Below are 25,357 nucleotides of genomic sequence, written 5' to 3'. Positions count from 1 at the left end.
TGCTGCTCATGTAGTAACTATAACGGCCCAACATGAGAGAACAGCGGGAGGAACATTAGAATTTGATGAGAAAAATATCCCCACAAAGTGGAGCTATAGCTTCGATGTTTACTCAGATACTTTGCGGGGGCCCCAAAACACATAAATCCTTGACTTAGAAAAAGGCTCAGGAGTTATCGACATCCGGTTCTTCCCACGTTACTGACATAATGCTGCCTGAGATGGCGTTCACCTGGACTACAGCTTCACGCCCGTCTGATGTATTAATCTCCACCAGGTAGAATGCGCCTGACTCATTAATACCGGTATCCACATCGTCCAGCTTCCCTGCTACTTCCTGCAATGCCAGCCTGACCGCTTCGTCCTCTGAGACCACGCGCTGTGCTGACGGGGATGGAGCTGGTGACGGTGTGTCCGTTGTTCCGCCCGCAGGGGCTTGAGAGGCTGAGGGGGTAGGCGGAACTGATGGCTCTGCTGTGCGCTTCAGCAAGACTATGGAGAGGATCTCACCTGTGGCTCCATCCAGCTTCAGCTCATACAATCCCTGAGCGGTCTCCAGCTCCGCCACATATTTTCCGGACTGCAGCTTCAGACTCTCTACATTACCGGCATATTCCTTCAGAACAGCCTGTTCCGCCTGTTCCCTGGACAGCAGCTGTACGGATTGATTACCGGATATCCGCAGTGCAGCAAATACCAGCAGGAGTAGGGCAACCGTAATGATGACTGCCTTGTATATGAGGCTCTTATTCACTCGTTTCGTATTTACCCGTTTCTGGTTCATTGTCTTCCCCCGCTCTCAGCGGCAATCCGGATCATCACCGAGGTTCCCAGACCAATAGCGCTATTCATGGACAGCTTGGCTCCAATCGCACCCGCAATCTCTGCCGCAAGCGACAGCCCCAGGCCTGCACCTCCGCCCTCGCGGCTTCTTGCCTCATCCACTCTGTAGAAACGGTCAAAAATCTTAGGCAGCTCCTCCGGAGGAATCCCGATCCCCCGGTCCGTAATGACTATAACCCGCTCCTGCCCGGAAGCTTCAAGGCTGACAGTTATCGCTTCATCACTGTATTTGCGGGCATTGTCCAGGAAGATGAACAGCAGCTGCCTCAGCTTCGCTTCATCGCTGTAGCCTTCAACCTTCCCCTTGGACTGGACAGTCACCTCTCTCCCGTACGCATTATGGAAAGCCTTGGCCGAAGCCCGGGCCAGCTCTTCCAGATCAATCCTCTTCATATCAAGATCCCAATGCTCATGATGCTTCGCCAGCAGGAGCAGCTGCTCGGTCAGCTCCTTCATCCGGACGGCTTCGGAATGAATGGCTTCGACCGATTCATGGAACAATTCAGGATGGTCCATCCCTCTGCGCTTCAGCAGGCTGGCATAGCTCTCAATTACCGTCAGCGGTGTGCGCAGTTCATGTGAAGCATCCGAGACGAATTTCTCCTGCTTCACATGGTTGCTCTCCAGGAGGGCAATCATCTCGTTGAACGTATGCCCCATCTCCACCAGCTCATCCCTGGAGCTCTCCTTCAGCGTAAGCCTGCGGAACTTCCCGCTGTTTTTGATCTCCCTCATGGTAACCGTCATTTGCACGATAGGGCGCATAATCAGCCCCGACAGCAACCGGCTGGAGAGCAGCAGCGGCAGCAGCGCGATGAGCGTGGCTCCGGCAAGTACAATCCGCAGCACCCGCAGCGTACTCATGGTACTCTCCAGACTTTTGGTTATCTGGACATTCATGACGTTCCCGTCCGTCCAGATGACTGGAATGCTCACGAATGCATATGAATGTCCGCCCGCCTGTATAATTTCAGTCCGTTTCTCTGTATGATAGACCGGCTTCAGCCGGCTGATCTCCTGTTCGGAGGCTGAAGTGACAGGCGCCGGACCGCTGCCGTCCGGTGCAAGCAGCCGGAGCATCCCTTCGATCGGCACATACGCCCGGAGCAGCTCCGGTACTGCTGCCCCGCTTCCTGCCCTTCTCATATCGGCGGCGATTCTTGCTGTCTCGGCAGCCGCCTGATCCAGCTGGCTATCTGTCGACAACCGGCTGAACATTAGATAGATGAACAGGTTCATGATGACAAGAAGTACAGCAAACAGCACACTGGAGTACAGATAGATTTTGCTCCGCAGCTTCATAGGGAGTCCTTCAGCACATAACCGATGCCGCGCACCGTATGGATCAGTTCTTCCTGGTTATCCTGCGTAAGCTTTTTGCGGACATAACGGATATAGACATCCACGACATTCGTATCCCCGTAATAATCGTATCCCCAGACCGCTGTCATAATCTGCTCCCTGTTCAGCACCTGGCGTTTATTCTTCAGCAGGAACACCAGCAGATCGAACTCCCGCGGCGTCAGCTCAATTGTTCTGCCCGCCCGCATTACCTCACGTGTAGCCTCGTTCAGCTCAAGATCATCCGCTCTCAGCCAGGAGTCTGTTTCCACTTTCTTACGGCCTGATGCCAGCCGCAGCGCAGCGCGGACACGCGCCAGCAGCTCCTCTATTTGAAAAGGCTTGGTAATATAATCATTTGCCCCTAAATCCAGTCCAGATACCTTGTCCTCCACCGAGCTTTTAGCGGTAAGCAGCAGAACAGGAGTATCGGCATCGCCGGCCCGGATACGCCGCAGCAGCTCTATTCCGCTGAACCCTGGCAGCATCACATCCAGCAGCAGCAGATCCGGCTGCTGCTCCTGATACAGCTCAAGTCCCTGATGGCCGCTGCCCGCAATAGATACACGATAACCTTCGCATTCAAGCTCAATCTGCAGCAGACGGGCAATTCTCACCTCATCCTCAACAACCAGGATAGACTCTGTCATTGGCATTCCGCCCTTTCTGCCTGCATGCAGGAGTCTGCATGCTCATTCTTAATCCGGCTGCCTCCATTGTAGGGCATAGGCAGGCGCAGATTCAAACTCTGCCGTCTAGCCCCCGTCTCCTCGCTCCCCTCGCTCCCCTTAAGTCTCCAGCTTGTTCTTAATAGTGTGAACTATATATCTCCTTAACTAAGGGCCACTGATCACCTTTTCCTCCACATGTCCGCCTAACGTCTAATCCAATGTTCCTCTCGTCCCCTCATTTTGCCCATTTCCCGCGGATGCAACGAAAAAAAGTGCTCCAGGCCGTTTAAGCGGCTCAGGAACACCCCATTCTCTTCTGCTCCGTATGAACAGGCAACTGCAGCAGAAGTTATAAGCTGCGGTGCAGCAGCTCTAGCACACTGCGCAGCTCGGCAACCGCTACCTGCCCCGGAGCCGAAGGCTTATGCGCCGCCCCGAAGGTCAGCGCTGAGCCGAAGATTTCACCGGCAAGCCGGCTGATTACGCCCTCTCCGGACATCGACATCGTAATGATCGGACGGTCCGCATATTGCTCCTGCATCATGTTTGTCGCAGCCAGCAGGGTCAGCACATCTCCCGCACTCTGCGGCATCACGGCAATCTTCGGCAGATCTCCGCCTAGCTCCTGCGCTCTGCGCAGCCTGGATACGATCTCATCCTGTGACGGTGTACCCTGGAAATCATGATTCGATATAATCACGAATACCGCATTGTCATGTGCTGTGGCAATCAGCCCCCGTACATCCTGTTCTTCATTAAACAACTCCACATCCACAATATCAACGTATCCGCTCTCTACAGCGGCTTTGTTGAGCCGGAAGTAATATTCTGTAGAGACTTCCTTCTCCCCGCCCTCTTTGGCGCTGCGGAACGTGAAGATCAGCGGAATCTCCGGCAGAATCTGCTGGATTTCCTCCAGGACCCCCGTTACCGCTGCGATATCCTCCACCTGGCTGAAGAAATCGCTCCGCCACTCCACCACATCCGGAGCCAGAGCCTTAAGGGCCTCCGCCTCTTCCCGGAGCTCGGATAACGTTGTTCCGACCAGCGGAACGCAGATTTTGGGTATCCCCTCCCCGAGGGTTACATTCTTAACGGTTACTGTACCGCTCATCGTTTCAGCTCCTTATGTATCAGGTTTAGCCTGTGAATTAACCGCCCGGCTCACTTATCCTCGGCATACCGTATCTGGTTAAACAATCCTGCATAAAATACAACAATCCCCGCAATATTTTAACCAGAATCCGGAATTGTTGTATAAAAGGCAATATTCTCTCCTTACCATGCAGAATAAAGAAACAATTCTTGTATTTCATACAACAATCCGCCCGGACACCACGGTATTTATGGATTCAAGTTGCAATATCTGCAACATTTTTGCCCATACAGAGTGAACTTACGGATCTCAAAGGACCGTTTACACGATCCTTGCGCTAAATCTACTGTGCACCAGGCTCCGCCTCAGCAGCTTCCTGCAGGAACTGCTTCACCTCTTGCAGCCTTGGCAGTGAGGGAATCGCTCCCGCTTTGCCGACAGCAAGCGCGCCAACGGCATTCGCGAATCTGACGGCTTCATCAAGCGTCTTCCCGCGGGTAAGCTGCCAGGCCAGCGCCCCGTTGAAGGAGTCGCCGGCCGCCACTGTATCTACAGCTTGTACCGGGAAACCGGGAACATGCAGGCTGCCGGAAGCATTCACAATCAGCGCCCCTTTGGAGCCCAGTGTTACGATAATGTGCTGAACTCCTTTTTGCAGCAAAATCCGTGCCGCACGCTCCGCATCATCCACACTCTCTACCGGAATACCGGCCAGAATGCCGGCTTCTGTTTCATTCGGAGTCAAATAAGTCACCTGGTGGAGCAATTCATCTCCGAGCGGCTGAGCCGGAGCCGGATTGAGGATGACCGGAATTCCATGGCGGGACGCAATGGCAGCCGCTGCTTCAACCATGTTCAGATCCGTCTCCAGCTGCATAACGACAATTCCGGCTTGGCGGATAACAGATTCAAGCGCTTCGATATCGGCCGGCTTCATCTCAACATTTGCTCCGGGCACCACAATAATCCGGTTCTCCCCCTCCTCATCCAACACAATAGAGGCGACTCCTGTAGACTGCGACTCACTCTGCGAGATATATCCGGTGTGAACCTGCTCCTGTTTCATAACCTCCAGCAGTCCGCTGCCGAAAGAGTCTTTGCCTACTCTGCCGATCATTGTTACCTCAGCGCCAAGTCTGGCTGCAGCAACTGCCTGATTGGCACCTTTACCGCCCGGGGACAATGCAAACTCCTGACCAAACAGAGTCTCACCCGCTTCCGGGGCCCGTTTCGTGCGTACTACCATATCCATATTCAGACTTCCAATTACGACTATACTCAACCTCTACACCACCACTTGGTTTATTTCCATTGTATCTTCGCCATTAAGGCTACCTTCTCCATGGAAGGGACGGCACCGGCGTTACTGGTTGTTATCCTCTTATCTTATGGCCTGCAGCCGGGTTAATCAAATTTTTATGAATTGATATTTTGGCGGCTATTTTGTCATCAAAACTTCGCTGTGCTTTTTAAAGACAAATATGCTAGAATAGGTGTGCAATCGCTTCCAGAGCCTAACACATTCTTTTGAGCAAACGTTTGCATCTTAGATAAAGCCTGCAGTTTTGCCAATAATAATCTAAATCATATTTAGGAGGCTTATCAAGTGAACGAGAACCAACTACCGTCAGTAGCTTATTTCAGCATGGAGTACGGGCTGCACTCTGACTTCAAAATGTACGCCGGTGGCCTCGGCATTCTGGCCGGGGATTACATCAAAGGTGCCAAGGATATAGGCGCTCCCATCATCCCCATCGGACTCAAATGGAAACAAGGCTACACGGACCAGAAAATTGATGCAAACGGCAATCCGTACGACTCCTACCATAATTATGTGTATGAGTTCCTGGAAGATACAGGCGTCAAGGTTACGGTAAAAGTCAGAAAAACCGATGTCGTCTGCAAAGTATGGAAAACAGAGCATTTCGGCAACAGCCCGCTTTATCTGCTGGATACGGACATTCCCGAGAACAGTGATGCCTGGATCACAGGCCAGCTGTACGGCTGGTTCGGGGAAGAACGCATTGCCCAGGAGATTGTCCTCGGGATCGGCGGCGTCAAAGCTATGCGTGCCCTGGGCATTCCGGTTGATGTCTATCACTTCAATGAAGGGCATGCCGCGCTTGCAGCGATTGAGCTGATCCGTGAGAAGATGTCCGGCGGCAGCACCTTTGAGGAAGCCTGGAAAGCTACACGGGAAGAGGTTGTGTTCACTACACATACACCGATCAAGGAAGGCAATGAGACCCATCCGCTCGACCGTCTGGAATACATGGGCGCATTTAATGGCTTAACCCGCGCGCAGATGGAGCGGATCGGCGGAGAACCTTTCAACATGACAGTAGCCGGACTGCGCCTGTCGCGCATTTCGAATGCCGTTGCCCAGCTTCATGCCGACACCGCCAATAAAATGTGGAAAGAGGTCGCCGGCCGATCCGAGATCATCGGCATTACCAATGCGATTCACACGCCTACCTGGGTAGATGAACGGATAACCCGTGCTTTTGAGGAAGGCGGCGACCTGTGGGCCACACACAAGGAGCTCAAGCAGGAGCTGATCGGCTTCATCGAGGAACGCTCCGGGATTGCCCTGAATGCCGACAACCTGCTCATCGGCTTCTCCCGCCGCGCAGCTCCCTACAAACGCAGTGACCTGATCTTCTCCCAGCCTGAGGTAATTGAGCCATACCTGGAGAGCGGCCGCATTCAGATTGTTTTCTCCGGCAAAGCGCATCCGCTCGATGACAACGGCAAAAAGATCGTCAGCAACCTCGTAGCCATGATGAAAAAATATCCGAAAAGCGTAGTCTTCCTGGAGAACTACGACATGACCATCGGCGCACAGCTGACCCGCGGCTCCGATATCTGGCTGAACAATCCGCGCAGACCACTGGAAGCCAGCGGAACCTCCGGCATGAAGGCCGCCATGAACGGCGTCCTCAACTGCTCCATCCTCGACGGCTGGTGGCCGGAAGCCTGCATTGACGGCGAGAACGGCTGGCAGATTGGTGACGGCTTCGAGACTACGGACTTCGCGGTGCTTGACCAGCACGACAGCGATGCCCTATACGATACGCTCCTGAACCGTGTTCTTCCGACCTTCTATGAGAACAAGGAGAAGTGGGTGCAGATGATGCACCGCAGCATCGAGACCACCCGCACCGAATTCGCCACCAGACGCATGCTGGATGAATACTATAACAGAATGTATATCAAAGGCTGATTCGCGCCCGCAGTTCTGCCTGTTCCTCCTCTCCTAAATGTCCGTTCTTCTTCTCCTGTCCGCTTAGCGGGCGGGATTTTCTATTTATAACTCAGCTTTCTGTTCATATACTTTATTCTTAATAACGTTAATCATGCCCGTTCAACCTGCTACCCAGCTGATTTTCGGATAAGTTTCTTACTTTTGGTGAAACCCGTTTCTCCAACTAATTTATTTTGCAGCTTGTCCAATTCCGACAATGTTTTCAGTTCACTTGGGTTACAGTGATAGAGTGCTACAAACGTTTGCACAATATAAACAGCGATGAATGGCCGAATAACCCGGGAGTACATTCAGGCCGGACACGCACAAGCGAAACTGATAAAACCACTAAAGGGAGATGGGCAAATGCAATTGCAACGAATGGGCAGCTTCAAAAAAGTAGGTATTGGTCTGGGAACTCTGCTTGTTGCTTCAGCCATCAGCTTAACCGGAGCCAGCGCTGCCGGCAATCTTGTTCCGTTGATGACCTCCAACACAAGTCCGGCGGGTACAGCCTCAGCCAGCAGCGAATGGGCATTCCATGAGGCCTACAAAGCTTTTGACCATGATTACAGCACCTATTACTCCACCTCCAGCGGCAGCTCAGGATATCTGCAATACAGCTTTGGCACTTCGAAAATAGTCCGCAGCTATAGGCTCACCACCTCATCCCAGCCTCAGGCGAATGCGCCAAAGACCTGGACCCTTCAGGGTTCCAGTAACGGCGGCAGCTGGGTCGTTCTGAGCAGCCAGTCTGGCCTTTATTATCCGGGTTCCTCATACTACTTCAACCTCTCTTCTACAGGCAGCTATGACAGCTACCGGCTGGTTATTACCGCCAACAACGGCGCTTATTCCACCTCTGTCGGCGAACTGGAACTGTACGAATAATTAACAGTCATATACGCATTATTCAGCTCTGACTGATAGGAGCAACAGAGACCCTCTTACGCGTTACGTAGAGGGTTTTTGACGTTGTCACCATACTTTTTCTGCTTCATACCTCCCTTTCCCTCGCCTTAGCCATCCAATAATGCCAGATATATTCCGCATCAGAGGCAGTCCAGCCTATCATGATTTTACCTTCTTCCGCATATTGTTAATTATAATGATTATAAAAAAGGATTGATTTTATTTAATTTTTTGTTATTATAAAACTTATACTTAATCTAAAATCAAATCCTATTACGAGGTGACTGTATTCATGAGTGAGCGCAATAACAAATTAACGACTAGCTGGGGTGCCCCGGTAGGCGACAACCAGAATTCTATGACAGCCGGTGACCGCGGACCCACTTTGCTGCAGGATGTACACCTGCTGGAGAAATTAGCCCATTTTAACCGGGAACGTGTTCCTGAGCGTGTCGTCCATGCCAAAGGCGCCGGTGCCCATGGTTATTTTGAAGTCACCCGGGATTTGTCCCAATATACGAAAGCTGCCTTCTTGTCTGAAGTCGGTAAGCGCACACCAATGTTCATCCGCTTCTCTACCGTAGCCGGGGAGCTGGGTTCTTCTGATACTGTCCGGGACCCGCGCGGCTTTGCCGTGAAATTCTATACGGAAGAAGGCAACTACGACCTCGTCGGCAACAATACACCTGTCTTTTTCATCCGTGATGCAATTAAATTCCCGGACTTTATCCATACCCAGAAGCGCCATCCGCAGACACATCTGAAGAACCCGAATGCCGTATGGGATTTCTGGTCGCTCTCCCCTGAATCCCTGCACCAGGTTACGATTCTGATGTCTGACCGCGGCATACCGGCTACCCTCCGTCATATGCACGGCTTCGGCAGTCATACGTTCAAGTGGGTTAATGCTGAAGGTGCAGCAGTATGGGTGAAATATCATTTCAAAACAGAGCAGGGCGTCAAGAATCTCGATGTTAATCTGGCTGCGCAGATTGCCGGTGACAACCCGGATTATCATACGGAAGATTTATTCAATGCGATCGACAAAGGGGATTTCCCCGCCTGGAGACTGCATGTGCAGATTATGCCTGTAGAGGATGCTGACACCTACCGTTTCGACCCGTTTGATGTCACCAAGGTATGGTCCCAGAAGGATTACCCGCTGATCGAGGTGGGCCGCATGGTGCTTGACCGTAATCCGCAGAACTACTTCGCCGAAGTGGAGCAGGCTACCTTCTCTCCGGGATCCTTTGTGCCAGGTATAGAAGCCTCTCCTGATAAAATGCTCCAGGGCCGCCTCTTCGCCTACGGCGATGCCCACCGTTACCGGGTAGGAGCAAATCACAACCACCTGCCGATTAACCGGCCCATTGCTGAGGTGAACAATAATCAGCGGGACGGCGCGCTGAATCACACCAATAACGGCGGAGGCTCCGTGTATTACGAGCCTAACAGCTTAGGCGGGGCAACCGAGTCTCCGCAGGATAAACCGGCCGCTTTTGCAGTCTCCGGCCAAGCGGACAGCGTCCCTTACGATCACAATGATCATTACACTCAGCCAGGCGACCTGTACCGTCTGCTGAGTGAGGAGGAACGTGCCCGGCTCGTACGCAATATTGTCGGTGCCATGACTCCAGTCGAGTCGGATGAGATCAAGCTTCGCCAGATTGGCCATTTCTACAAAGCTGATCCTGAGTTTGGCCGGCGTATCGCGGACGGCTTGGGACTGGTGGTACCGGAGTAACTCCAGTTATGCCATTAAACGTACAGAACCCCCTGACTTATAAGTCAGGGGGTTCTTCGTAATATTATGTATACATCCTACTGATACACATTCATCCACTGCTCCAGCTGCTGCTTCAGTCCCTGTCTGGCCGCTACCGGCTCTAGGATCTCGGCATTAGGACCATACTGCAGAATCCACTTGATGAATTCCTTCTCGTTATTGACGGTAACTTCAAACAGCAGACTTCCGTCTTCTTCATCGCTCATCCGCGGATGTACGAACAATTCCTCTTCTTTGATATACCGCGCTACTTCCGGATGGAACCGCACCTTAAACGTGATATTCTTATTGCCGCGGTCGATCGACCAGGTATTTTTCAGATACTGTTTTATATTGAAATTCCCTTTGTCGAAGATTGAATCCGTCACCTCCACCTGCTGAAAACGGCTGATGCGAAAAGTCCGAATCGCCCCCTTCAAGTGGCAATAGCCTATGAGATAGAATCTCTGGTCGCGCGGAATCAAATAATAAGGATCAATCTCCCGCTGCGTTGTCTCGTTACGCAATTGCGAGTGATATACTGTACGAATCCGCCGGTGTTCCATAATCGCCCCGATCAGCGGCTGCAGGAAATTCCGGCTCTCCTTGCGGTAAGCAGGCTTGCCCATTTGAATAATATCCGCAATATTCTCCAGCACTGCGTTCTGCTTGGATTTCTCCTTCAGCTGTGTGCCCATAACCTTGTCAAAGGCGGATAGAAAACCCGGGGGAATCTTGCCGGGTTCAAGCACAGAGGGAAGCAGAGAGAAGGCCAGTGCCTCCTGCTCGGAGAAATCCAGCGGATACAGGAAGAACTTCCCCATAAATTTATAGCCGGTCCCCCTCCCCTCATTCGTAACCGGGGCGAAATGACTGATCACATCGAGGTCCCTATAGATCGTCCTGATATTCACCTCACATCGGAATGCCAAATCCGCAGCCGTAATTCCGGGGTTGGACTGGATGGCGTTAATTATTTTGAAGATCCGTATTACTTTGTCTGTCATCATAAATGCTCCTCAACTTCCAAGTAAATAGTGCCTGTAATTCCATAGTTCTAATAATAGCAGGTCTATATACACATGGCTGTCTGCAAAAATACAGCAGTACGAGCGCTTAGAACGGCGGCCAGCATCCCTTAAACATTTCTAGTGAGTACTCCTTTCACTCCACGCTAAAAAAACACGGCAGACTGATGCTGTCGTGTCCCTGAAAAATACGCAAACAAAAAACCCTTGATCCTCAAGGGTTTCTGTACCAAACATTTAAGCGGGTGATGGGAATCGAACCCACGCTATCAGCTTGGAAGGCTGAAGTTCTACCATTGAACTACACCCGCAAAGGTGAAATATCGGGATGACACGATTTGAACATGCGACCCCCTGGTCCCAAACCAGGTGCTCTACCAAGCTGAGCTACATCCCGTTAATATAAAGGCTATAATGCAAAATAATAATGGCGCGCCCTGAGAGATGCGGATGCTATGCATCCGATTGCGAAGTTGTACTATCGAAGCTTATGCTCCAACGAACTCGTTCGAATCTGAGGACACTTTGAGTATTCAGGAAGTAATAATGGCGCGCCCTGAGAGATTCGAACTCCCGACCTTTTGATTCGTAGTCAAACGCTCTATCCAGCTGAGCTAAGGGCGCAAAATCTATATGGAGCGGACGACGGGAATCGAACCCGCGACCCTCGCCTTGGCAAGGCGATGCTCTACCGCTGAGCCACGTCCGCAAAAACATGGTGCGCGTGAAGGGACTTGAACCCCCACGTCGTGAAACGCCAGATCCTAAGTCTGGTGCGTCTGCCATTCCGCCACACGCGCACACCTTATAAGAAAATGGTGAGCCATGAAGGACTCGAACCTTCGACACCCTGATTAAAAGTCAGGTGCTCTACCAACTGAGCTAATGGCTCTCATAAGATAATCAATCAATAATGAGATGGCTGGGGATATAGGAATCGAACCTATGAATGACGGAGTCAAAGTCCGTTGCCTTACCGCTTGGCTAATCCCCAATATTAATAATTAGCAAACACTACGGAATCGGGTGGATACTCTATACTTCGAGATATAGGATGCTCAATCCCTGATACCTTCATACTTTTCATACTTTAATTCTTTAAAAAATGGCGGAACCGACGGGATTCGAACCCGCGATCTCCTGCGTGACAGGCAGGCATGTTAGGCCAACTACACCACGGTTCCAAATTGGTTGCGGGGGCAGGATTTGAACCTGCGGCCTTCGGGTTATGAGCCCGACGAGCTACCGGGCTGCTCCACCCCGCGTCAATGGTAAAGATCTATTCTGTTAAAGATAGATGGTGGAGGCTGAGGGGTTCGAACCCCCGACCCTCTGCTTGTAAGGCAGATGCTCTCCCAGCTGAGCTAAGCCTCCATATATGACTCGTATGGGATTCGAACCCATGTTACCTCCGTGAAAGGGAGGTGTCTTAACCCCTTGACCAACGAGCCATGCTATTAAATAATTCTACTTCACATCCCTTTACAGGGAAGGTATTGCTACGGAGAGAGAGGGATTCGAACCCTCGAGACGCTTGTGGCGCCTACACGATTTCCAATCGTGCTCCTTCGGCCAAACTCGGACACCTCTCCAGATGGCTCCCCGAACAGGACTCGAACCTGTGACAACTCGATTAACAGTCGAGTGCTCTACCAACTGAGCTATCAGGGAAAATGGTGGGCCTTAGTGGACTCGAACCACTGACCTCACCCTTATCAGAGGTGCGCTCTAACCAGCTGAGCTAAAGGCCCGTTCTCATACCACTATGCAACTAATAAGGGCAAAAAAAATACCACAGAGTGTGTGGGTTGTCCGCTTGGCGGCGTCCTACTCTCCCAGGACCCTTCGGTCCAAGTACCATCGGCGCTGGAGGGCTTAACGGTCGTGTTCGGGATGGGTACGCGTGGAACCCCTCCGCTATCGCCACCAAACGGGCATTTACAGCGTAAATGCTTCAGGAATTTGATTCCTGAAAACTGAATCCGAAACGAAATTTGCGTTTGCCCTTCTTACGGGGCCCCCGGAAAGTATTCGGAATTAGCTTCGTCAGCTTCTTCTTCACTTTTTGGGGTAGCTTTTGGATAAGCCCTCGACCGATTAGTATTGGTCAGCTCCATGCATTGCTGCACTTCCACCTCCAACCTATCTACCTCGTCGTCTTCAAGGGGTCTTACTAGTTGGGAAATCTCATCTTGAGGGGGGCTTCACGCTTAGATGCTTTCAGCGCTTATCCCGTCCGTACGTAGCTACTCAGCCATGCTCCTGGCGGAACAACTGATGCACCAGCGGTACGTCCATCCCGGTCCTCTCGTACTAAGGACAGCTCCTCTCAAATTTCCTGCGCCCACGACAGATAGGGACCGAACTGTCTCACGACGTTCTGAACCCAGCTCGCGTACCGCTTTAATGGGCGAACAGCCCAACCCTTGGGACCTACTTCAGCCCCAGGATGCGATGAGCCGACATCGAGGTGCCAAACCTCCCCGTCGATGTGGACTCTTGGGGGAGATAAGCCTGTTATCCCCAGGGTAGCTTTTATCCGTTGAGCGATGGCCCTTCCATGCGGTACCACCGGATCACTAAGTCCGACTTTCGTCCCTGCTCGACTTGTAGGTCTCGCAGTCAAGCTCCCTTATGCCTTTGCACTCTGCGAATGATTTCCAACCATTCTGAGGGAACCTTTGAACGCCTCCGTTACTCTTTAGGAGGCGACCGCCCCAGTCAAACTGCCCGCCTGACACGGTCCCCGTACCCGCTTAGGGTACCAGGTTAGAACCTAGATACGATCAGGGTGGTATCCCAACGGCGCCTCCGCAGAAGCTTGCGCTCCTGCCTCAACGGCTCCCACCTATCCTGTACAGATCGTACCCAAATTCAATATCAAGCTGCAGTAAAGCTCCATGGGGTCTTTCCGTCTTGTCGCGGGTAACCTGCATCTTCACAGGTATTAAAATTTCACCGGATCTCTCGTTGAGACAGCGCCCAAGTCGTTACGCCATTCGTGCGGGTCAGAATTTACCTGACAAGGAATTTCGCTACCTTAGGACCGTTATAGTTACGGCCGCCGTTTACTGGGGCTTCGGTTCACAGCTTCGGATTGCTCCTAACCACTCCCCTTAACCTTCCAGCACCGGGCAGGCGTCAGCCCGTATACTTCGCCTTGCGGCTTCGCACAGACCTGTGTTTTTGCTAAACAGTCGCTTGGGCCTTTTCACTGCGGCCCCCTCGGGCTATTCACCCTACCGAGGCACCTCTTCTCCCGAAGTTACGAGGTCATTTTGCCGAGTTCCTTAACGAGAGTTCTTCCGCGCGCCTTAGAATTCTCTTCTCGCCTACCTGTGTCGGTTTGCGGTACGGGCACCTTCTCCTGGCTAGAGGCTTTTCTTGGCAGTGTGAGATCATGACCTTCGCTACTACAATTTTCGCTCCCCATCACAGCCCAGCCTTACGGTGTGCGGATTTGCCTACACACCAGCCTCACTGCTTAGACGGACATCCATCAGTCCGCGTCACTACCCTCCTGCGTCACCCCATCGCTCATAGCGGATTACGGTGGTACAGTAATTTCAAACTGTTGTCCTTCGACTACGCCTTTCGGCCTCGCCTTAGGTCCCGACTTACCCTGAGCGGACGAGCCTTCCTCAGGAAACCTTGGGCTTTCGGCGGATCAGATTCTCACTGATCTTTTCGTTACTCATACCGGCATTCTCACTTGTATGCTGTCCAGCGCTCCTTACGGTACACCTTCAACCCACATACAACGCTCCCCTACCCCAGATGCAAAGCATCTAGCCATAGCTTCGGTGGTGTGTTTAGCCCCGTTACATTTTCGGCGCAGAGTCACTCGACCAGTGAGCTATTACGCACTCTTTCAATGGTGGCTGCTTCTAAGCCAACATCCTGGTTGTCTGTGCAACTCCACATCCTTTCCCACTTAACACACACTTGGGGACCTTAGCTGATGGTCTGGGCTGTTTCCCTTTTGACAATGGATCTTAGCACTCACTGTCTGACTCCCGGCAAGAAGTTAATGGCATTCGGAGTTTGACTGAGCTTGGTAACCCTTGCGGGCCCCGCACCCAATCAGTGCTCTACCTCCACCACTCCATTCACCGAGGCTAGCCCTAAAGCTATTTCGGGGAGAACCAGCTATCTCCGAGTTCGATTGGAATTTCTCCGCTACCCCCACCTCATCCCCGCATTTTTCAACATGCGTGGGTTCGGGCCTCCAGTGCGTGTTACCGCACCTTCACCCTGGACAGGGGTAGATCACACGGTTTCGGGTCTACGTCCACATACTCAGTCGCCCTATTCAGACTCGCTTTCGCTGCGGCTCCGGCTTCTCACCTTAACCTTGCATGTTAAACGTAACTCGCCGGTTCATTCTACAAAAGGCACGCCATCACCCAGTAATAGGGCTCTGACTTTTTGTAAGCACACGGTTTCAGGTTCTATTTCACTCCCCTTCCGGGGTGCTTTTCACCTTTCCCTCACGGTACTGTTTCACTATCGGTCGCCAGGTAGTATTTAGCCTTAGCAGATGGTCCTGCTGGATTCATACGGGGTTTCACGTGCCCCGCACTACTCGGGATCCGTCTCGGAGAGAACACAGTTTAGGCTACAGGGCTTTTACCTCTATCGCGGGCCTTTCCAGACCTCTTCGCCTACCATATTCCTTTGTAACTCCATGTGAGACGTCCCACAACCCCAAGGGGCAAGCCCCTTGGTTTAGGCTGTTCCGCGTTCGCTCGCCGCTACTGACGGAATCACTATTGTTTTCTCTTCCTCAGGGTACTTAGATGTTTCAGTTCCCCTGGTCTGCCTCTACATTTCCTATGTATTCAGAAATGAGTAACTGCGAATTACCACAGCTGGGTTTCCCCATTCGGACACCCCCGGATCAAAGCTTGCTTACAGCTCCCCGAGGCAGTTTCGTTGTTCGCCACGTCCTTCGTCGGCTCCTGGCGCCTAGGCATCCTCCGTGTGCTCTTATTAGCTTAACCGTCACTCCGGTGTTTCGCTTGTTTGCTCATCTTGTTTTGAATGCTGCTCATGGATTGCTCCATTCACCAACACATTCAAAGCCAAAGGTCGCTGCACAATCGAAAACCTTCGTTCTGCACTAATAACTATTTCAACTTGCTTACACAAGTTTCAGCTAAAAGATGTTCTAAAACGCAAATTCGTTTCGGTATCCAGTTTTCAAGGATCAAGTGTCTTACTTGAGAGTTTGAACTCTCAAAACTGACCAACGAGTGAGTAACAGGCCTAAACCTGAGTTTTGGAAGCTTTAGCTTCCGATTTGAATGTTTCCGTTGCAGGAAACGATTCTCCATAGAAAGGAGGTGATCCAGCCGCACCTTCCGATACGGCTACCTTGTTACGACTTCACCCCAATCATCTACCCCACCTTCGGCGGCTGGCTCCCTTGCGGGTTACCCCACCGACTTCGGGTGTTGTAAACTCTCGTGGTGTGACGGGCGGTGTGTACAAGACCCGGGAACGTATTCACCGCGGCATGCTGATCCGCGATTACTAGCAATTCCGACTTCATGCAGGCGAGTTGCAGCCTGCAATCCGAACTGAGACCGGCTTTGCTGGGATTGGCTCCGCCTCGCGGCTTCGCTTCCCGTTGTACCGGCCATTGTAGTACGTGTGTAGCCCAGGTCATAAGGGGCATGATGATTTGACGTCATCCCCACCTTCCTCCGGTTTGTCACCGGCAGTCACTCTAGAGTGCCCAGCTTAACCTGCTGGCAACTAAAGTCAAGGGTTGCGCTCGTTGCGGGACTTAACCCAACATCTCACGACACGAGCTGACGACAACCATGCACCACCTGTCTCCTCTGTCCCGAAGGCCGCCGCTATCTCTAGCGGATTCAGAGGGATGTCAAGACCTGGTAAGGTTCTTCGCGTTGCTTCGAATTAAACCACATACTCCACTGCTTGTGCGGGTCCCCGTCAATTCCTTTGAGTTTCAGTCTTGCGACCGTACTCCCCAGGCGGAGTGCTTACTGTGTTAACTTCGGCACCAAGGGTATCGAAACCCCTAACACCTAGCACTCATCGTTTACGGCGTGGACTACCAGGGTATCTAATCCTGTTTGCTCCCCACGCTTTCGCGCCTCAGCGTCAGTTACAGCCCAGAAAGTCGCCTTCGCCACTGGTGTTCCTCCACATATCTACGCATTTCACCGCTACACGTGGAATTCCACTTTCCTCTTCTGTACTCAAGTCACCCAGTTTCCAGTGCGACCTCAGGTTGAGCCCAAGGTTTAAACACCAGACTTAAATGACCGCCTGCGCGCGCTTTACGCCCAATAATTCCGGACAACGCTTGCCCCCTACGTATTACCGCGGCTGCTGGCACGTAGTTAGCCGGGGCTTTCTTCTCAGGTACCGTCACTCCGGTAGCAGTTACTCTACCGGACGTTCTTCCCTGGCAACAGAGCTTTACGATCCGAAAACCTTCATCACTCACGCGGCGTTGCTCCGTCAGGCTTTCGCCCATTGCGGAAGATTCCCTACTGCTGCCTCCCGTAGGAGTCTGGGCCGTGTCTCAGTCCCAGTGTGGCCGTTCACCCTCTCAGGTCGGCTACGCATCGTCGCCTTGGTGAGCCGTTACCCCACCAACTAGCTAATGCGCCGCAGGCCCATCCCCAAGCGGCAGATTGCTCCGCCTTTCATTCTCTCTTCAGGAGAGGAAAGAAATTATCCGGTATTAGCTACCGTTTCCGGTAGTTATCCCAGTCTTGAGGGCAGGTTGCCTACGTGTTACTCACCCGTCCGCCGCTAAGCATGAATGGAAGCAAGCTTCCATTCATGCTCCGCTCGACTTGCATGTATTAGGCACGCCGCCAGCGTTCGTCCTGAGCCAGGATCAAACTCTCCAAATTGTATTTAGAAAGAGCGATTGCTCATTTTGAAACATCTGACGAGAATTGTTATATTCTCTAATTTGGATCTCACCGAGGTGATTTCCGATACTCACTCGTTGTTCAGTTTTCAAAGATCAAGCTCGTTGTCAGCGCCGCTTACCGCGTCACCAGCAACTCTTATAATATATCACATCCAACCGATCAATGCAAGCTCTTTTTTCAACTTCTTTTTCGAGCTCGGCGTTGATGTTTCGCGGCCAGAAATAGAATATATCATGTATGGATATTCATTGCAAGCATTATTTTAAATTGACTGATCACACTCGCTTGATTCGGCCCCAGGACTTTAATTACCGTACCGAAGCTCCAACCCACCCCCTCGTATTTAACTGCGCCTCTCCAATCAGCCAATAGCAAGCCATGCATGAGAATGGGCAGAGATGGATAAAGTAAGCTCAGAGAACGCACATCCTATCCAAACTTGCAGGAGGCTCCCAATGGACACTCATGAATTCGTGGAGAAATTCCAGGAGAATCAGCGGAAAGCGCTGAAGAACAGAAACCGGGGCAAAGGAACACCTGGCGCCCGCCTGGCGAATAAGCAGCACAGCTCCAATAAATAAGGCACAAAGTTCAGCCAGTAATGTGCACAAAAAGGGATGTCGGTGAGGGCCAGTTCAATTGGCTCTGAGGACATCCCTTTTTTTAAATGCATTCTATAAATATGCTTCTAAAGATATCTATGTCTATTCATTCTATATAGAAGCAGTAGTAATTATTTGCTGAGTTTCGCCACACTTACGGCTACCTTCTCGATTTGTGCTTTGCTGAGTGATTTATCCGGTGAACTGATGGTTACAAAACGGTCTGCCAGCGCAAAGGTCAGCATAGCTGTATCTGAAGGAGTGTACCATTTCGCTTCAGTTCCGTTGGAGAGCTTCACAGTAGTTCCGTCATAATCGTAGGAGTAATCACGCGGTGATACATTCACCCGCATTTTATTGAACAGGAAGCTCACGCCATCATCGCCGCCCACAACCTTCTGGAACGCATCCCCGCTGATCATTTGTGCCGGTGCATATGCGGTCTCGAAGCCTTCGAAGTTAGCGAATGCCTTGGTGATCTGTTCTTTTTGCGCTGCACTGTATTGTACCGTCGCCAGTGTAATGGCTGAACCATTATCCGGAGTTGTAGTTGCCGAACCGCTGCCCAGGATGACCTGGTTGGTAGATGCATTGAATGTTACCGGCACCTTCAGTGCATCCGCCAGCGCCCGGACCGGAAGGTAAGTTGTATCATTATAAGTAATTGGCGACAATGTCTTACCATTGCCGTCTACCGGCGTATAAGCCGCTCCGTTTACTTTGAAGCCGATGCTGTGGTTAAGGTACGCGCTGATCTTCTGCATATTCGTCCCTGCGTATACACCGGCTGAACCTGTAATGGCCATTCCGAATACCATCGTTGCTATGATCATTTTTTTGCTTTTCATTAATATCGTCTCCCTTGTGTGTGTGTTGTTTGTTTGTGTGTCCCTTGCTATAGATTCATTAAACCATTAACTTGTTTCTAACTTGTATCCGGATTGTAAAGAAGTAATTCCGAATCTGCACAAGGCTGTTAACGGCTGTTCGGGACTGTAATCTGATACACTTCGGTGTACAGGATATCTCTGAAATGCTGGAATTCCTTCAGGGTAACTGCCCGGGGATAGGTCATAATGCGCAATGGCAAATCGGCTTGTCCCGCGCGCAGCGGCGGCTGCACATAAGTGTACGGATTCAGATAAAAGCCCAGCCGCTCATAGAATCCGATCCTCCGCTGCTCCATTTCCCCTTCCGGCGGCTCTACCTCCAGAAGCACAGGCTTGTCCGATCGGCTAATATAGCTGTTCATCAGCTTCTTGCCGATTCCCCCGCCCCGTATATCCGGGTTAACGGCAATATGTTCAACAAACCGCAATTCGGGAAATTCCCAGGCGGCCATAAAAGCGAGCGTCCGGCCCGCTGCATCCTTTTCGGTATACAGGTGATAATTCGGGTTCGCCAGCAAAGCCTGCTGCCCGCTATAGGTTCTGATCTCACTTACCGGAAAAGAAGCTTCCATAATAGCGAATATCTCATCAAAGGTTGTTCCGCTGATTAGCGATGGATTGTTCATGGTCTGCTGCCCGCTTTCTGCTGTTTCTGTTGTGTGAAGCGCCTTGCTTTATTTTACCCGTAATTGCTGTATGAATAACTTCAAGGGAAACTACACTAGACATGTCACATGTCTAAACCTGCTTATATAAAAAAACGATGCCCGGAGGCATCATCTGAGGGTTGTCGCTGCTTCAGTTTATAATATCTATCCGGCCTAATCCAGATTGGACAGATCATTCGCAGTTCCGGCCACATGCTCAAATGCCCGGCTTAACTCCTGCATCGCTTGTCCCTGATGCTGTGAGAATGACATGATTTGCTGGATGGACTGATCCATCTGCAGAATAGACTGTTTCATCCCTGCCAGCTGGCTGTGGATGCTCTTCACCAGTGCGTGACTGTCATTAGCCAGCTTGCGGATTTCTGTCGCCACCACGCCGAAGCCCCGCCCCTGCTCACCGGCTCTGGCCGCTTCAATCGCCGCATTAAGCCCGAGCATATGTGACTGGTCAGCGATCCGCTTGACGGAGGAGAGAATCTCAAAGCTGCTCTCGATATCATGCACCATGGAATTCGAGCTGCTGACTAACTCATCCAGCCTTTGGGTAATCCCCATAGAGGAACGGGTCACTTCTTCAGAGGTTGCCGTCATTTCCTCCACCAGGGAGGATAATTCCTGGGCACCATCCTGCAGCCTTGCCGCCTTGTGATTGGATACCATCGCTGCTATAACACCAACGACTTCACCCTCACGCATGACCGGGACTGCCGTGGAGAGATAGGATATGCCGAAAGCTTCCGGGCCGCGTTCCTCGCGCTGCACTTTGCCAGTCTCCAGTGCTGCATACGATACCGTTCCTCTGAATTTCTCGATAGGCGCACCTACCGGAACCTTCAGATCAATCTTCTCACCGGGAAGATAAGCCAGCACCTTGTCCGTATCAGCGAGCACCAGCGCAGCATCCTCGGGATATGTTTTCTGAATCATACTGAGCACATTCTGCAGTTGCCCAAGCTTGTCCGCCTGTTTATCCTCCAGCATAACTATCGACCGCCTGTTCCGTAATTTTCAATATTCAGGTCTGATTATATCATTTTATGAAAAGGGTAATTGAATTTTTCTGAAAAACACTGCACAAGCATTGCATAATAACTAGGAGAAACTACTGGTTCTGCCCCACGGAGAATTTCCTTCATATAATGTACTGGCGGTGCAGCCTCTTCCTGCTTGTTCACCACCACGAAGGTTATAGCCTCTCTATACGTGCCGTCTTCACACAGGACCTCCACAACAGCCGGACGGTATAAGCCTTCTTCCACACCTTCCCGTGCATACAGATAATTCTCCAGACATTCGGGTGTAATCCGGTACAGTTTGCCTTCGGTCCTCCCGCCGCGTTCCGTAAGATCAGCCCGCCCTCCGTCGGCGAGAGGCAAGGTGAATTCCATCCTGAAGCCTTCCAGTACCCCGCGCCCCTCCACTCTGCTGAAGCTTTCCCCACGTCCGGCCTGTTCGATCCGTTCCAAGTCCATACAGCTTCCATAGGCAAAATAGAGCAGATCTTGCTTCCGCTTCAGCCGCTGCAGCTTCCAGTCACCTTCCGGGATTACCGCATAGCTATGCGGACGCCTGTACACATAAACCCATGCTTCCAGCATGCCGCCATCTGTCCGCACTTCTGCCCTAATCCGTTCGTATTCATTCCGCGGATTCCCGGGGCCATAGTACTCCTCCAGCCGGTCAAGTCCCGCAAGTACCCGGCCGGACACTTCATACAGCTCGCCCGCTACCCGCTCTGCACCTGAGCCCTCCAGCAGAACCGGATAACCGAGGCCCGTATCCGCCATGCAACCGTTCGTTTCTGCCAGAGCGGAGCATAATCTGCTGTTCTCCAGCAAATCATGATACAGCTCACCCTTGCGCAAGGTTCCGTACACAAACACTAACTCCATGTGGTCCTCCCCTATAAATGTTTATATCTATATTATAATTATATAAGAACCTTCAAAATAAAAGCTGTCACAGAACATTCTCGGTACCGTCAGGGCGATTTAGCATCTGGTACTAGGAGAACGTGCTATACTATATTTATCAGAAACATCATCATGCTTGTATAGGAGAGGTTCATTTGGATAATCAACGCTGGATCGCACCTGAATTCTACAATCTCACTTCGGAGATGGAGCGGCATCCTGAAGATAAGATTGCACTTAAATGGTTACAAGAGAATGGAAATTTGGAGACCATCACCTACGGCGCACTGATGGCCCAGGCTAACCGTCTGGCAGGCGGATTATCCGGTCTTGGCCTGAAGCAAGGCGACCGGGTCCTGGTCATGGTTCCCCGCCGTATTATCGCCTATGTTATCTATCTGGCCTGCCTGAAGCTGGGACTTGCTGTTATTCCATCTTCTGAAATGCTGCGGGCCAAGGATCTGTCTTACAGGCTGCGCCATTCGGAAGCCCGTGCGGTCATTGTCTGGTCCGAGGTGACCGGTGAAGTGAACAAGATCGCCGAAGATCTGCCTGCGCTGGACTACCGCCTGTCTGTGTCCAGCGGTGAAGCTGAGCCCGAGACAGGCTGGGTGGATCTTGAGGGATTGATGGACGGACAAAGCGATTCCTTCCCTGCGGTTGCCAGCCGCCGGGACGATATCGCTATCCTGGCCTACACCTCCGGTACAACCGGCAACCCGAAAGCTGTAGTCCATACCCACGGCTGGGGATACGCCCATCTGCGGATCACCTCCTCGCTCTGGTTCGATATCCGGGAATCAGACACAGTGTGGGCAACCGCCGCACCGGGCTGGCAGAAGTGGATCTGGAGTCCATTCTTAACCGTACTAGGCAATGGAGCTACCGGCTTTGTCTACAATGGCCCTTTCCATCCGGACCGCTACCTCCAGCTGCTGCAGGATGAGAAGATTGGAGTATTGTGCTGTACGCCTACCGAATACCGCCTGATGGCTAAGACTGAAGGCTTGGCACAATATGATCTGTCGAATCTGCGCTGTGCAGTATCCGCCGGTGAGCCGCTGAATCAGGAGGTCATCCACACCTTCCAGCAGCACTTCGACATTACGATCCGCGACGGCTACGGGCAAACAGAGAGCACGCTCATCATCGCGGCGCTGAAGGACGAACCGATCCGCGTCGGCTCCATGGGCAAATCGATCGCTCCCGGAATCGTAGAAGTTATCGACGAGGAAGGACAGCCGCTTCCGGCCGGAGTGGTCGGAGATATAGCCGTGCATTTAAGCATGCCGGCCTTGTTCCAGAACTACTATAAGGACCCCGAGCGCAAAGCAAACGCCTCGCATGGAGAATACTTCGTAACCGGCGACCGGGCGCGCAAGGATGAGGACGGCTATTTCTGGTTCGAGGGCCGCGGGGATGACATCATCATCAGCTCCGGCTACACCATCGGACCGTTCGAAGTGGAAGAAGCATTAATGAAGCATACCCTGGTCAAGGAATGCGCAGTGGTCGCAAGTCCAGACGAGATCCGCGGCTCGGTCGTCAAAGCTTTTGTCGTGCTTAAGGACGGCCATGCCGGCACTCCGGAGCTGGCCAAAGAGCTGCAGTCCCATGTTAAGGAACAGACTGCGCCGTACAAGTACCCGCGCAAGATCGAATTCATTACGGATCTGCCGAAGACGGCCTCCGGCAAAATCCGCAGAATCGAGCTGCGCGAGCAGGAGAAGAAGGCTGTGCAGGAGTAAGCTTGCAAGATGAAGGAACCGTGCCTATACGGCAGTTCCTTATCTGCAGAATAATAAAATCCCCGTTCCTGCAGTGATGCAGGACGGGGATTTTTTTGTATTTTGGAGCAGAACAAGCCTTCATCTCTAACGAAAGCGGATAGACTTAGTCTGTCTTTGCTGGCCTGAACTCCGCTTGTTATTCGAGATTAGCAGTAATACGGCATACAGAATGACAAGAATGAGCGTGGTAATCAGGCTCCCCTCGAGGCCGAACCTGCCCCCGGTCAGCAGATCATTTCCTTGTAAGGATACCGAATAGATGCCCTTGGGCGTATTCCCGCTCACCGCAACCCCGTATATGTAGCCCTGGAACAGATTCCAGGAGATATGCAGCGCCATCGCAGCATACAAATTGCCTGTGCGGAGAGTCACCCAAGAGAAGATCAAGGCGATAATCACAATGTTCAGTCCACTGATCCAGCTGTATCCGGGATTCGCCATATGGGCAAGCGAGAACAAGATGGAGGTCATGCCCACCGCTGCCGGAACACCGATCCTTGAGGACAGCAGATGCTGAAGGTATCCTCTGAAGACCACCTCTTCACAGATTCCGGCCAGCAATGCCGTAATCACAATATCCGCCGCATCAAGCTGTCCGAACCGTGGCTGTGACCACTCTCCCTGAACCACAGCATTCCCCAGACCCCACAGCACCAGCAGAACGGAGGTCAGCAGCAGTGCTCCGCCTGCGAATCCGGCAGCGAACCGCTTGCCGTCAGGCCTGGACAGTCCAATACTAGACAAAGGACACTTATGTATTACCCTCACCGTATAACACACAACGATAAACGAATAAATTCCTGTGGATTTGAACACTCGCACCCAGCCGTCCGGATCGAACAGTCCTGTGGAACCCACCTTCAGCGATAGGCCAAAGGAGACAATTACCGTCAGAAGCGCAATAGCCCCGCCTGCCAGTATGATCTCCCAGCCTGCTCTGAGCTGTCTGTCCCGGTTCCTGAATAGAAATTGCATGTTGGATATTCCCCTTCCCTTTCGTTCATGTCATCCGTTAGACGGACCCGAAAGGGAAGTTCCCTGCAATAAAATTGAAAACATGCTCAATAATCCGTATCCCGCAGCTTCTTACTCCGACCAGTACTTCGCATCCGGATTCAGTGCCGCGCCTACCTCGCCTTCCGTGACCAGATCACAGTCCAGGTAGCCTTCTTCATCCAGGAAATATACCTCCTGCTTATAGAATTCGCACAGTGTCTCCAGGAATTTCTCCGGTGAATCATACATGATCACCAAGTCGCCGTAGTCATGCAGCAGGTCGCATACCCGCTCCACTCCGTCCTCAGACCGGTAATAGCAGATAAAATCACTGCCGTAGTTCGTCAGCAGCGGCAGCACGATCCCGCCGCCGGTATAGCCCTTCTCCTGCAGGATACCTGACAGTACAGCCACTTCCTGGCTGTATTCCCCGATATGGATCAGCCGGTAGCCCGGAATGAATTCAATCAGGCTGGGCTCTTCTTCACCGCTGCTCGTTCCCAGAACGGTGTCATAGATCGCCTGCAAAAGCCCAGGGACCCCGGGGACAAACTCTGAAATAACGGCACTGCCTCCTGCCGGAGCCTTACCCAGACTGGCGGTGTAGCCGGGCCGCAATTGCGCGGACAGCTCCAGGAATTCCTGAAATTTACTGGTAAGCATACAATCATCCTCTGC

17 protein-coding genes, 14 tRNA genes and 3 rRNA genes are annotated in these 25,357 nt (G+C 52.0%); 5 read left to right on the top strand and 29 right to left on the bottom strand.

Features of this window, described 5'->3' with window-relative positions; genetic code table 11:
* Positions 1–166: 166 nt before the first annotated feature.
* The 5 genes from PBOR_RS04425 to rbsK form a co-directional block, all read right to left on the bottom strand.
* Complete coding sequence (locus tag PBOR_RS04425) at positions 167–784, bottom strand: PepSY domain-containing protein (RefSeq protein WP_052429326.1); 618 nt, start codon at positions 782–784, stop codon at positions 167–169.
* Positions 781–2,145, bottom strand: a complete 1,365-nt coding sequence (locus PBOR_RS04420) for a sensor histidine kinase (RefSeq protein WP_042210647.1) — start codon at positions 2,143–2,145, stop codon at positions 781–783. Before PBOR_RS04420 ends, PBOR_RS04425 begins: the two co-directional genes overlap by 4 nt.
* Positions 2,142–2,834 (bottom strand): response regulator transcription factor, encoded by a 693-nt coding sequence (locus PBOR_RS04415; RefSeq protein ID WP_042210646.1) that lies wholly within the window; start codon positions 2,832–2,834, stop codon positions 2,142–2,144. Before PBOR_RS04415 ends, PBOR_RS04420 begins: the two co-directional genes overlap by 4 nt.
* 370 nt (positions 2,835–3,204) lie before the next feature.
* Positions 3,205–3,969, bottom strand: a complete 765-nt coding sequence (gene aroD / locus PBOR_RS04410; protein ID WP_042210645.1) for a type I 3-dehydroquinate dehydratase — start codon at positions 3,967–3,969, stop codon at positions 3,205–3,207.
* Positions 3,970–4,294: 325 nt separating this feature from the next.
* Complete coding sequence (rbsK, locus tag PBOR_RS04405) at positions 4,295–5,233, bottom strand: ribokinase (RefSeq protein WP_081971903.1); 939 nt, start codon at positions 5,231–5,233, stop codon at positions 4,295–4,297.
* Between the two features lie 324 nt (positions 5,234–5,557).
* On the opposite strand from rbsK, the gene glgP reads away from it, so the two are divergent.
* From glgP to katA, 3 genes are all read left to right on the top strand, one after another.
* Positions 5,558–7,174, top strand: coding sequence for an alpha-glucan family phosphorylase (gene glgP / locus PBOR_RS04400; protein ID WP_042210643.1), 1,617 nt, complete (start codon positions 5,558–5,560; stop codon positions 7,172–7,174).
* A gap of 387 nt (positions 7,175–7,561) precedes the next feature.
* Positions 7,562–8,086, top strand: coding sequence for a discoidin domain-containing protein (locus tag PBOR_RS04395; RefSeq protein ID WP_157763973.1), 525 nt, complete (start codon positions 7,562–7,564; stop codon positions 8,084–8,086).
* Between the two features lie 313 nt (positions 8,087–8,399).
* Entirely contained in the window at positions 8,400–9,851 is a 1,452-nt protein-coding gene (gene katA, locus PBOR_RS04390) for a catalase KatA (protein ID WP_042210639.1), read from the top strand.
* A 77-nt stretch (positions 9,852–9,928) separates the two neighbouring features.
* Here the strand turns inward: katA and PBOR_RS04385 are convergent, their stop codons facing one another.
* From PBOR_RS04385 to PBOR_RS04300, 18 genes are all read right to left on the bottom strand, one after another.
* Positions 9,929–10,879, bottom strand: coding sequence for a helix-turn-helix transcriptional regulator (locus tag PBOR_RS04385; RefSeq protein WP_042210637.1), 951 nt, complete (start codon positions 10,877–10,879; stop codon positions 9,929–9,931).
* Between the two features lie 261 nt (positions 10,880–11,140).
* A tRNA-Gly gene (locus PBOR_RS04380) sits at positions 11,141–11,211 on the bottom strand.
* A 12-nt stretch (positions 11,212–11,223) separates the two neighbouring features.
* Positions 11,224–11,297, bottom strand: a tRNA-Pro gene (locus tag PBOR_RS04375).
* A gap of 150 nt (positions 11,298–11,447) precedes the next feature.
* Positions 11,448–11,524: transfer RNA gene (locus PBOR_RS04370), tRNA-Arg, on the bottom strand.
* A gap of 10 nt (positions 11,525–11,534) precedes the next feature.
* A tRNA-Gly gene (locus tag PBOR_RS04365) sits at positions 11,535–11,609 on the bottom strand.
* Positions 11,610–11,616: 7 nt separating this feature from the next.
* A tRNA-Leu gene (locus PBOR_RS04360) sits at positions 11,617–11,700 on the bottom strand.
* A 16-nt stretch (positions 11,701–11,716) separates the two neighbouring features.
* Positions 11,717–11,792 (bottom strand) — tRNA-Lys (locus tag PBOR_RS04355).
* A 27-nt stretch (positions 11,793–11,819) separates the two neighbouring features.
* Positions 11,820–11,894 (bottom strand) — tRNA-Gln (locus tag PBOR_RS04350).
* Positions 11,895–12,006: 112 nt separating this feature from the next.
* Positions 12,007–12,084: transfer RNA gene (locus PBOR_RS04345), tRNA-Asp, on the bottom strand.
* A gap of 4 nt (positions 12,085–12,088) precedes the next feature.
* A tRNA-Met gene (locus PBOR_RS04340) sits at positions 12,089–12,165 on the bottom strand.
* Between the two features lie 33 nt (positions 12,166–12,198).
* Positions 12,199–12,274: transfer RNA gene (locus tag PBOR_RS04335), tRNA-Val, on the bottom strand.
* A gap of 5 nt (positions 12,275–12,279) precedes the next feature.
* Positions 12,280–12,351 (bottom strand) — tRNA-Glu (locus tag PBOR_RS04330).
* Between the two features lie 51 nt (positions 12,352–12,402).
* Positions 12,403–12,492: transfer RNA gene (locus PBOR_RS04325), tRNA-Ser, on the bottom strand.
* Between the two features lie 3 nt (positions 12,493–12,495).
* Positions 12,496–12,571, bottom strand: a tRNA-Asn gene (locus PBOR_RS04320).
* Positions 12,572–12,574: 3 nt separating this feature from the next.
* Positions 12,575–12,651: transfer RNA gene (locus tag PBOR_RS04315), tRNA-Ile, on the bottom strand.
* Positions 12,652–12,714: 63 nt separating this feature from the next.
* Positions 12,715–12,831 (bottom strand): 5S ribosomal RNA (gene rrf, locus PBOR_RS04310).
* A 146-nt stretch (positions 12,832–12,977) separates the two neighbouring features.
* A 23S ribosomal RNA gene (locus tag PBOR_RS04305) occupies positions 12,978–15,903 on the bottom strand.
* Positions 15,904–16,238: 335 nt separating this feature from the next.
* A 16S ribosomal RNA gene (locus PBOR_RS04300) occupies positions 16,239–17,796 on the bottom strand.
* Together the 16S, 23S and 5S rRNA genes with 14 tRNA genes alongside form the textbook arrangement of a ribosomal RNA operon.
* A gap of 479 nt (positions 17,797–18,275) precedes the next feature.
* Between PBOR_RS04300 and PBOR_RS36070 the strand changes: the two genes are divergently transcribed.
* Positions 18,276–18,401 carry a DUF4023 family protein gene (locus PBOR_RS36070; protein WP_076161612.1) on the top strand — a complete coding sequence of 42 codons (126 nt, stop codon included), beginning with the start codon at positions 18,276–18,278 and terminating at the stop codon, positions 18,399–18,401.
* A 152-nt stretch (positions 18,402–18,553) separates the two neighbouring features.
* On the opposite strand, the gene PBOR_RS04295 is transcribed toward PBOR_RS36070, so the two are convergent.
* From PBOR_RS04295 to PBOR_RS04280, 4 genes are all read right to left on the bottom strand, one after another.
* The gene (locus PBOR_RS04295) at positions 18,554–19,270 is read right to left on the bottom strand and encodes a stalk domain-containing protein (protein WP_042210635.1); all 717 of its coding nucleotides are present in this window, start codon (positions 19,268–19,270) and stop codon (positions 18,554–18,556) included.
* 128 nt (positions 19,271–19,398) lie between these two features.
* Positions 19,399–19,938: a GNAT family N-acetyltransferase gene (locus PBOR_RS04290; RefSeq protein ID WP_174479802.1), complete on the bottom strand. Its 540-nt coding sequence runs from the start codon at positions 19,936–19,938 to the stop codon at positions 19,399–19,401.
* 195 nt (positions 19,939–20,133) lie between these two features.
* Entirely contained in the window at positions 20,134–20,961 is an 828-nt protein-coding gene (locus tag PBOR_RS04285) for a methyl-accepting chemotaxis protein (RefSeq protein ID WP_042210634.1), read from the bottom strand.
* A 44-nt stretch (positions 20,962–21,005) separates the two neighbouring features.
* The gene (locus PBOR_RS04280; RefSeq protein ID WP_042210633.1) at positions 21,006–21,872 is read right to left on the bottom strand and encodes a gamma-glutamylcyclotransferase family protein; all 867 of its coding nucleotides are present in this window, start codon (positions 21,870–21,872) and stop codon (positions 21,006–21,008) included.
* A gap of 227 nt (positions 21,873–22,099) precedes the next feature.
* On the opposite strand from PBOR_RS04280, the gene PBOR_RS04275 reads away from it, so the two are divergent.
* Entirely contained in the window at positions 22,100–23,641 is a 1,542-nt protein-coding gene (locus tag PBOR_RS04275) for an acetate--CoA ligase (RefSeq protein ID WP_042218899.1), read from the top strand.
* A gap of 126 nt (positions 23,642–23,767) precedes the next feature.
* Here the strand turns inward: PBOR_RS04275 and PBOR_RS04270 are convergent, their stop codons facing one another.
* Positions 23,768–24,658, bottom strand: coding sequence for a CPBP family intramembrane glutamic endopeptidase (locus PBOR_RS04270; protein WP_042210632.1), 891 nt, complete (start codon positions 24,656–24,658; stop codon positions 23,768–23,770).
* A gap of 111 nt (positions 24,659–24,769) precedes the next feature.
* Complete coding sequence (locus PBOR_RS04265; RefSeq protein ID WP_042210630.1) at positions 24,770–25,342, bottom strand: hypothetical protein; 573 nt, start codon at positions 25,340–25,342, stop codon at positions 24,770–24,772.
* Between the last annotated feature and the right edge of the window lie 15 nt (positions 25,343–25,357).

The organism is Paenibacillus borealis (genome assembly GCF_000758665.1).
Lineage (GTDB): Bacteria > Bacillota > Bacilli > Paenibacillales > Paenibacillaceae > Paenibacillus_AQ > Paenibacillus_AQ borealis.
Note: the sequence above shows the minus strand (reverse complement) of the source record. Positions and strands in the feature narration are given on the sequence as shown.

What these genes read in the sequence shown, in the direction of transcription:
- PBOR_RS04425 (WP_052429326.1), bottom strand. Translation starts at nt 784, where the DNA reads ATGAACCAGAAACGGGTAAATACGAAACGAGTGAATAAGAGCCTCATA.
- PBOR_RS04420 (WP_042210647.1), bottom strand. Translation starts at nt 2,145, where the DNA reads ATGAAGCTGCGGAGCAAAATCTATCTGTACTCCAGTGTGCTGTTTGCT.
- PBOR_RS04415 (WP_042210646.1), bottom strand. Translation starts at nt 2,834, where the DNA reads ATGACAGAGTCTATCCTGGTTGTTGAGGATGAGGTGAGAATTGCCCGT.
- aroD (WP_042210645.1), bottom strand. Translation starts at nt 3,969, where the DNA reads ATGAGCGGTACAGTAACCGTTAAGAATGTAACCCTCGGGGAGGGGATA.
- PBOR_RS04395 (WP_157763973.1), top strand. Translation starts at nt 7,562, where the DNA reads ATGCAATTGCAACGAATGGGCAGCTTCAAAAAAGTAGGTATTGGTCTG.
- katA (WP_042210639.1), top strand. Translation starts at nt 8,400, where the DNA reads ATGAGTGAGCGCAATAACAAATTAACGACTAGCTGGGGTGCCCCGGTA.
- PBOR_RS04385 (WP_042210637.1), bottom strand. Translation starts at nt 10,879, where the DNA reads ATGACAGACAAAGTAATACGGATCTTCAAAATAATTAACGCCATCCAG.
- PBOR_RS36070 (WP_076161612.1), top strand. Translation starts at nt 18,276, where the DNA reads ATGGACACTCATGAATTCGTGGAGAAATTCCAGGAGAATCAGCGGAAA.
- PBOR_RS04295 (WP_042210635.1), bottom strand. Translation starts at nt 19,270, where the DNA reads ATGAAAAGCAAAAAAATGATCATAGCAACGATGGTATTCGGAATGGCC.
- PBOR_RS04290 (WP_174479802.1), bottom strand. Translation starts at nt 19,938, where the DNA reads ATGAACAATCCATCGCTAATCAGCGGAACAACCTTTGATGAGATATTC.
- PBOR_RS04285 (WP_042210634.1), bottom strand. Translation starts at nt 20,961, where the DNA reads ATGCTGGAGGATAAACAGGCGGACAAGCTTGGGCAACTGCAGAATGTG.
- PBOR_RS04280 (WP_042210633.1), bottom strand. Translation starts at nt 21,872, where the DNA reads ATGGAGTTAGTGTTTGTGTACGGAACCTTGCGCAAGGGTGAGCTGTAT.
- PBOR_RS04275 (WP_042218899.1), top strand. Translation starts at nt 22,100, where the DNA reads ATGGAGCGGCATCCTGAAGATAAGATTGCACTTAAATGGTTACAAGAG.
- PBOR_RS04270 (WP_042210632.1), bottom strand. Translation starts at nt 24,658, where the DNA reads ATGCAATTTCTATTCAGGAACCGGGACAGACAGCTCAGAGCAGGCTGG.
- PBOR_RS04265 (WP_042210630.1), bottom strand. Translation starts at nt 25,342, where the DNA reads ATGCTTACCAGTAAATTTCAGGAATTCCTGGAGCTGTCCGCGCAATTG.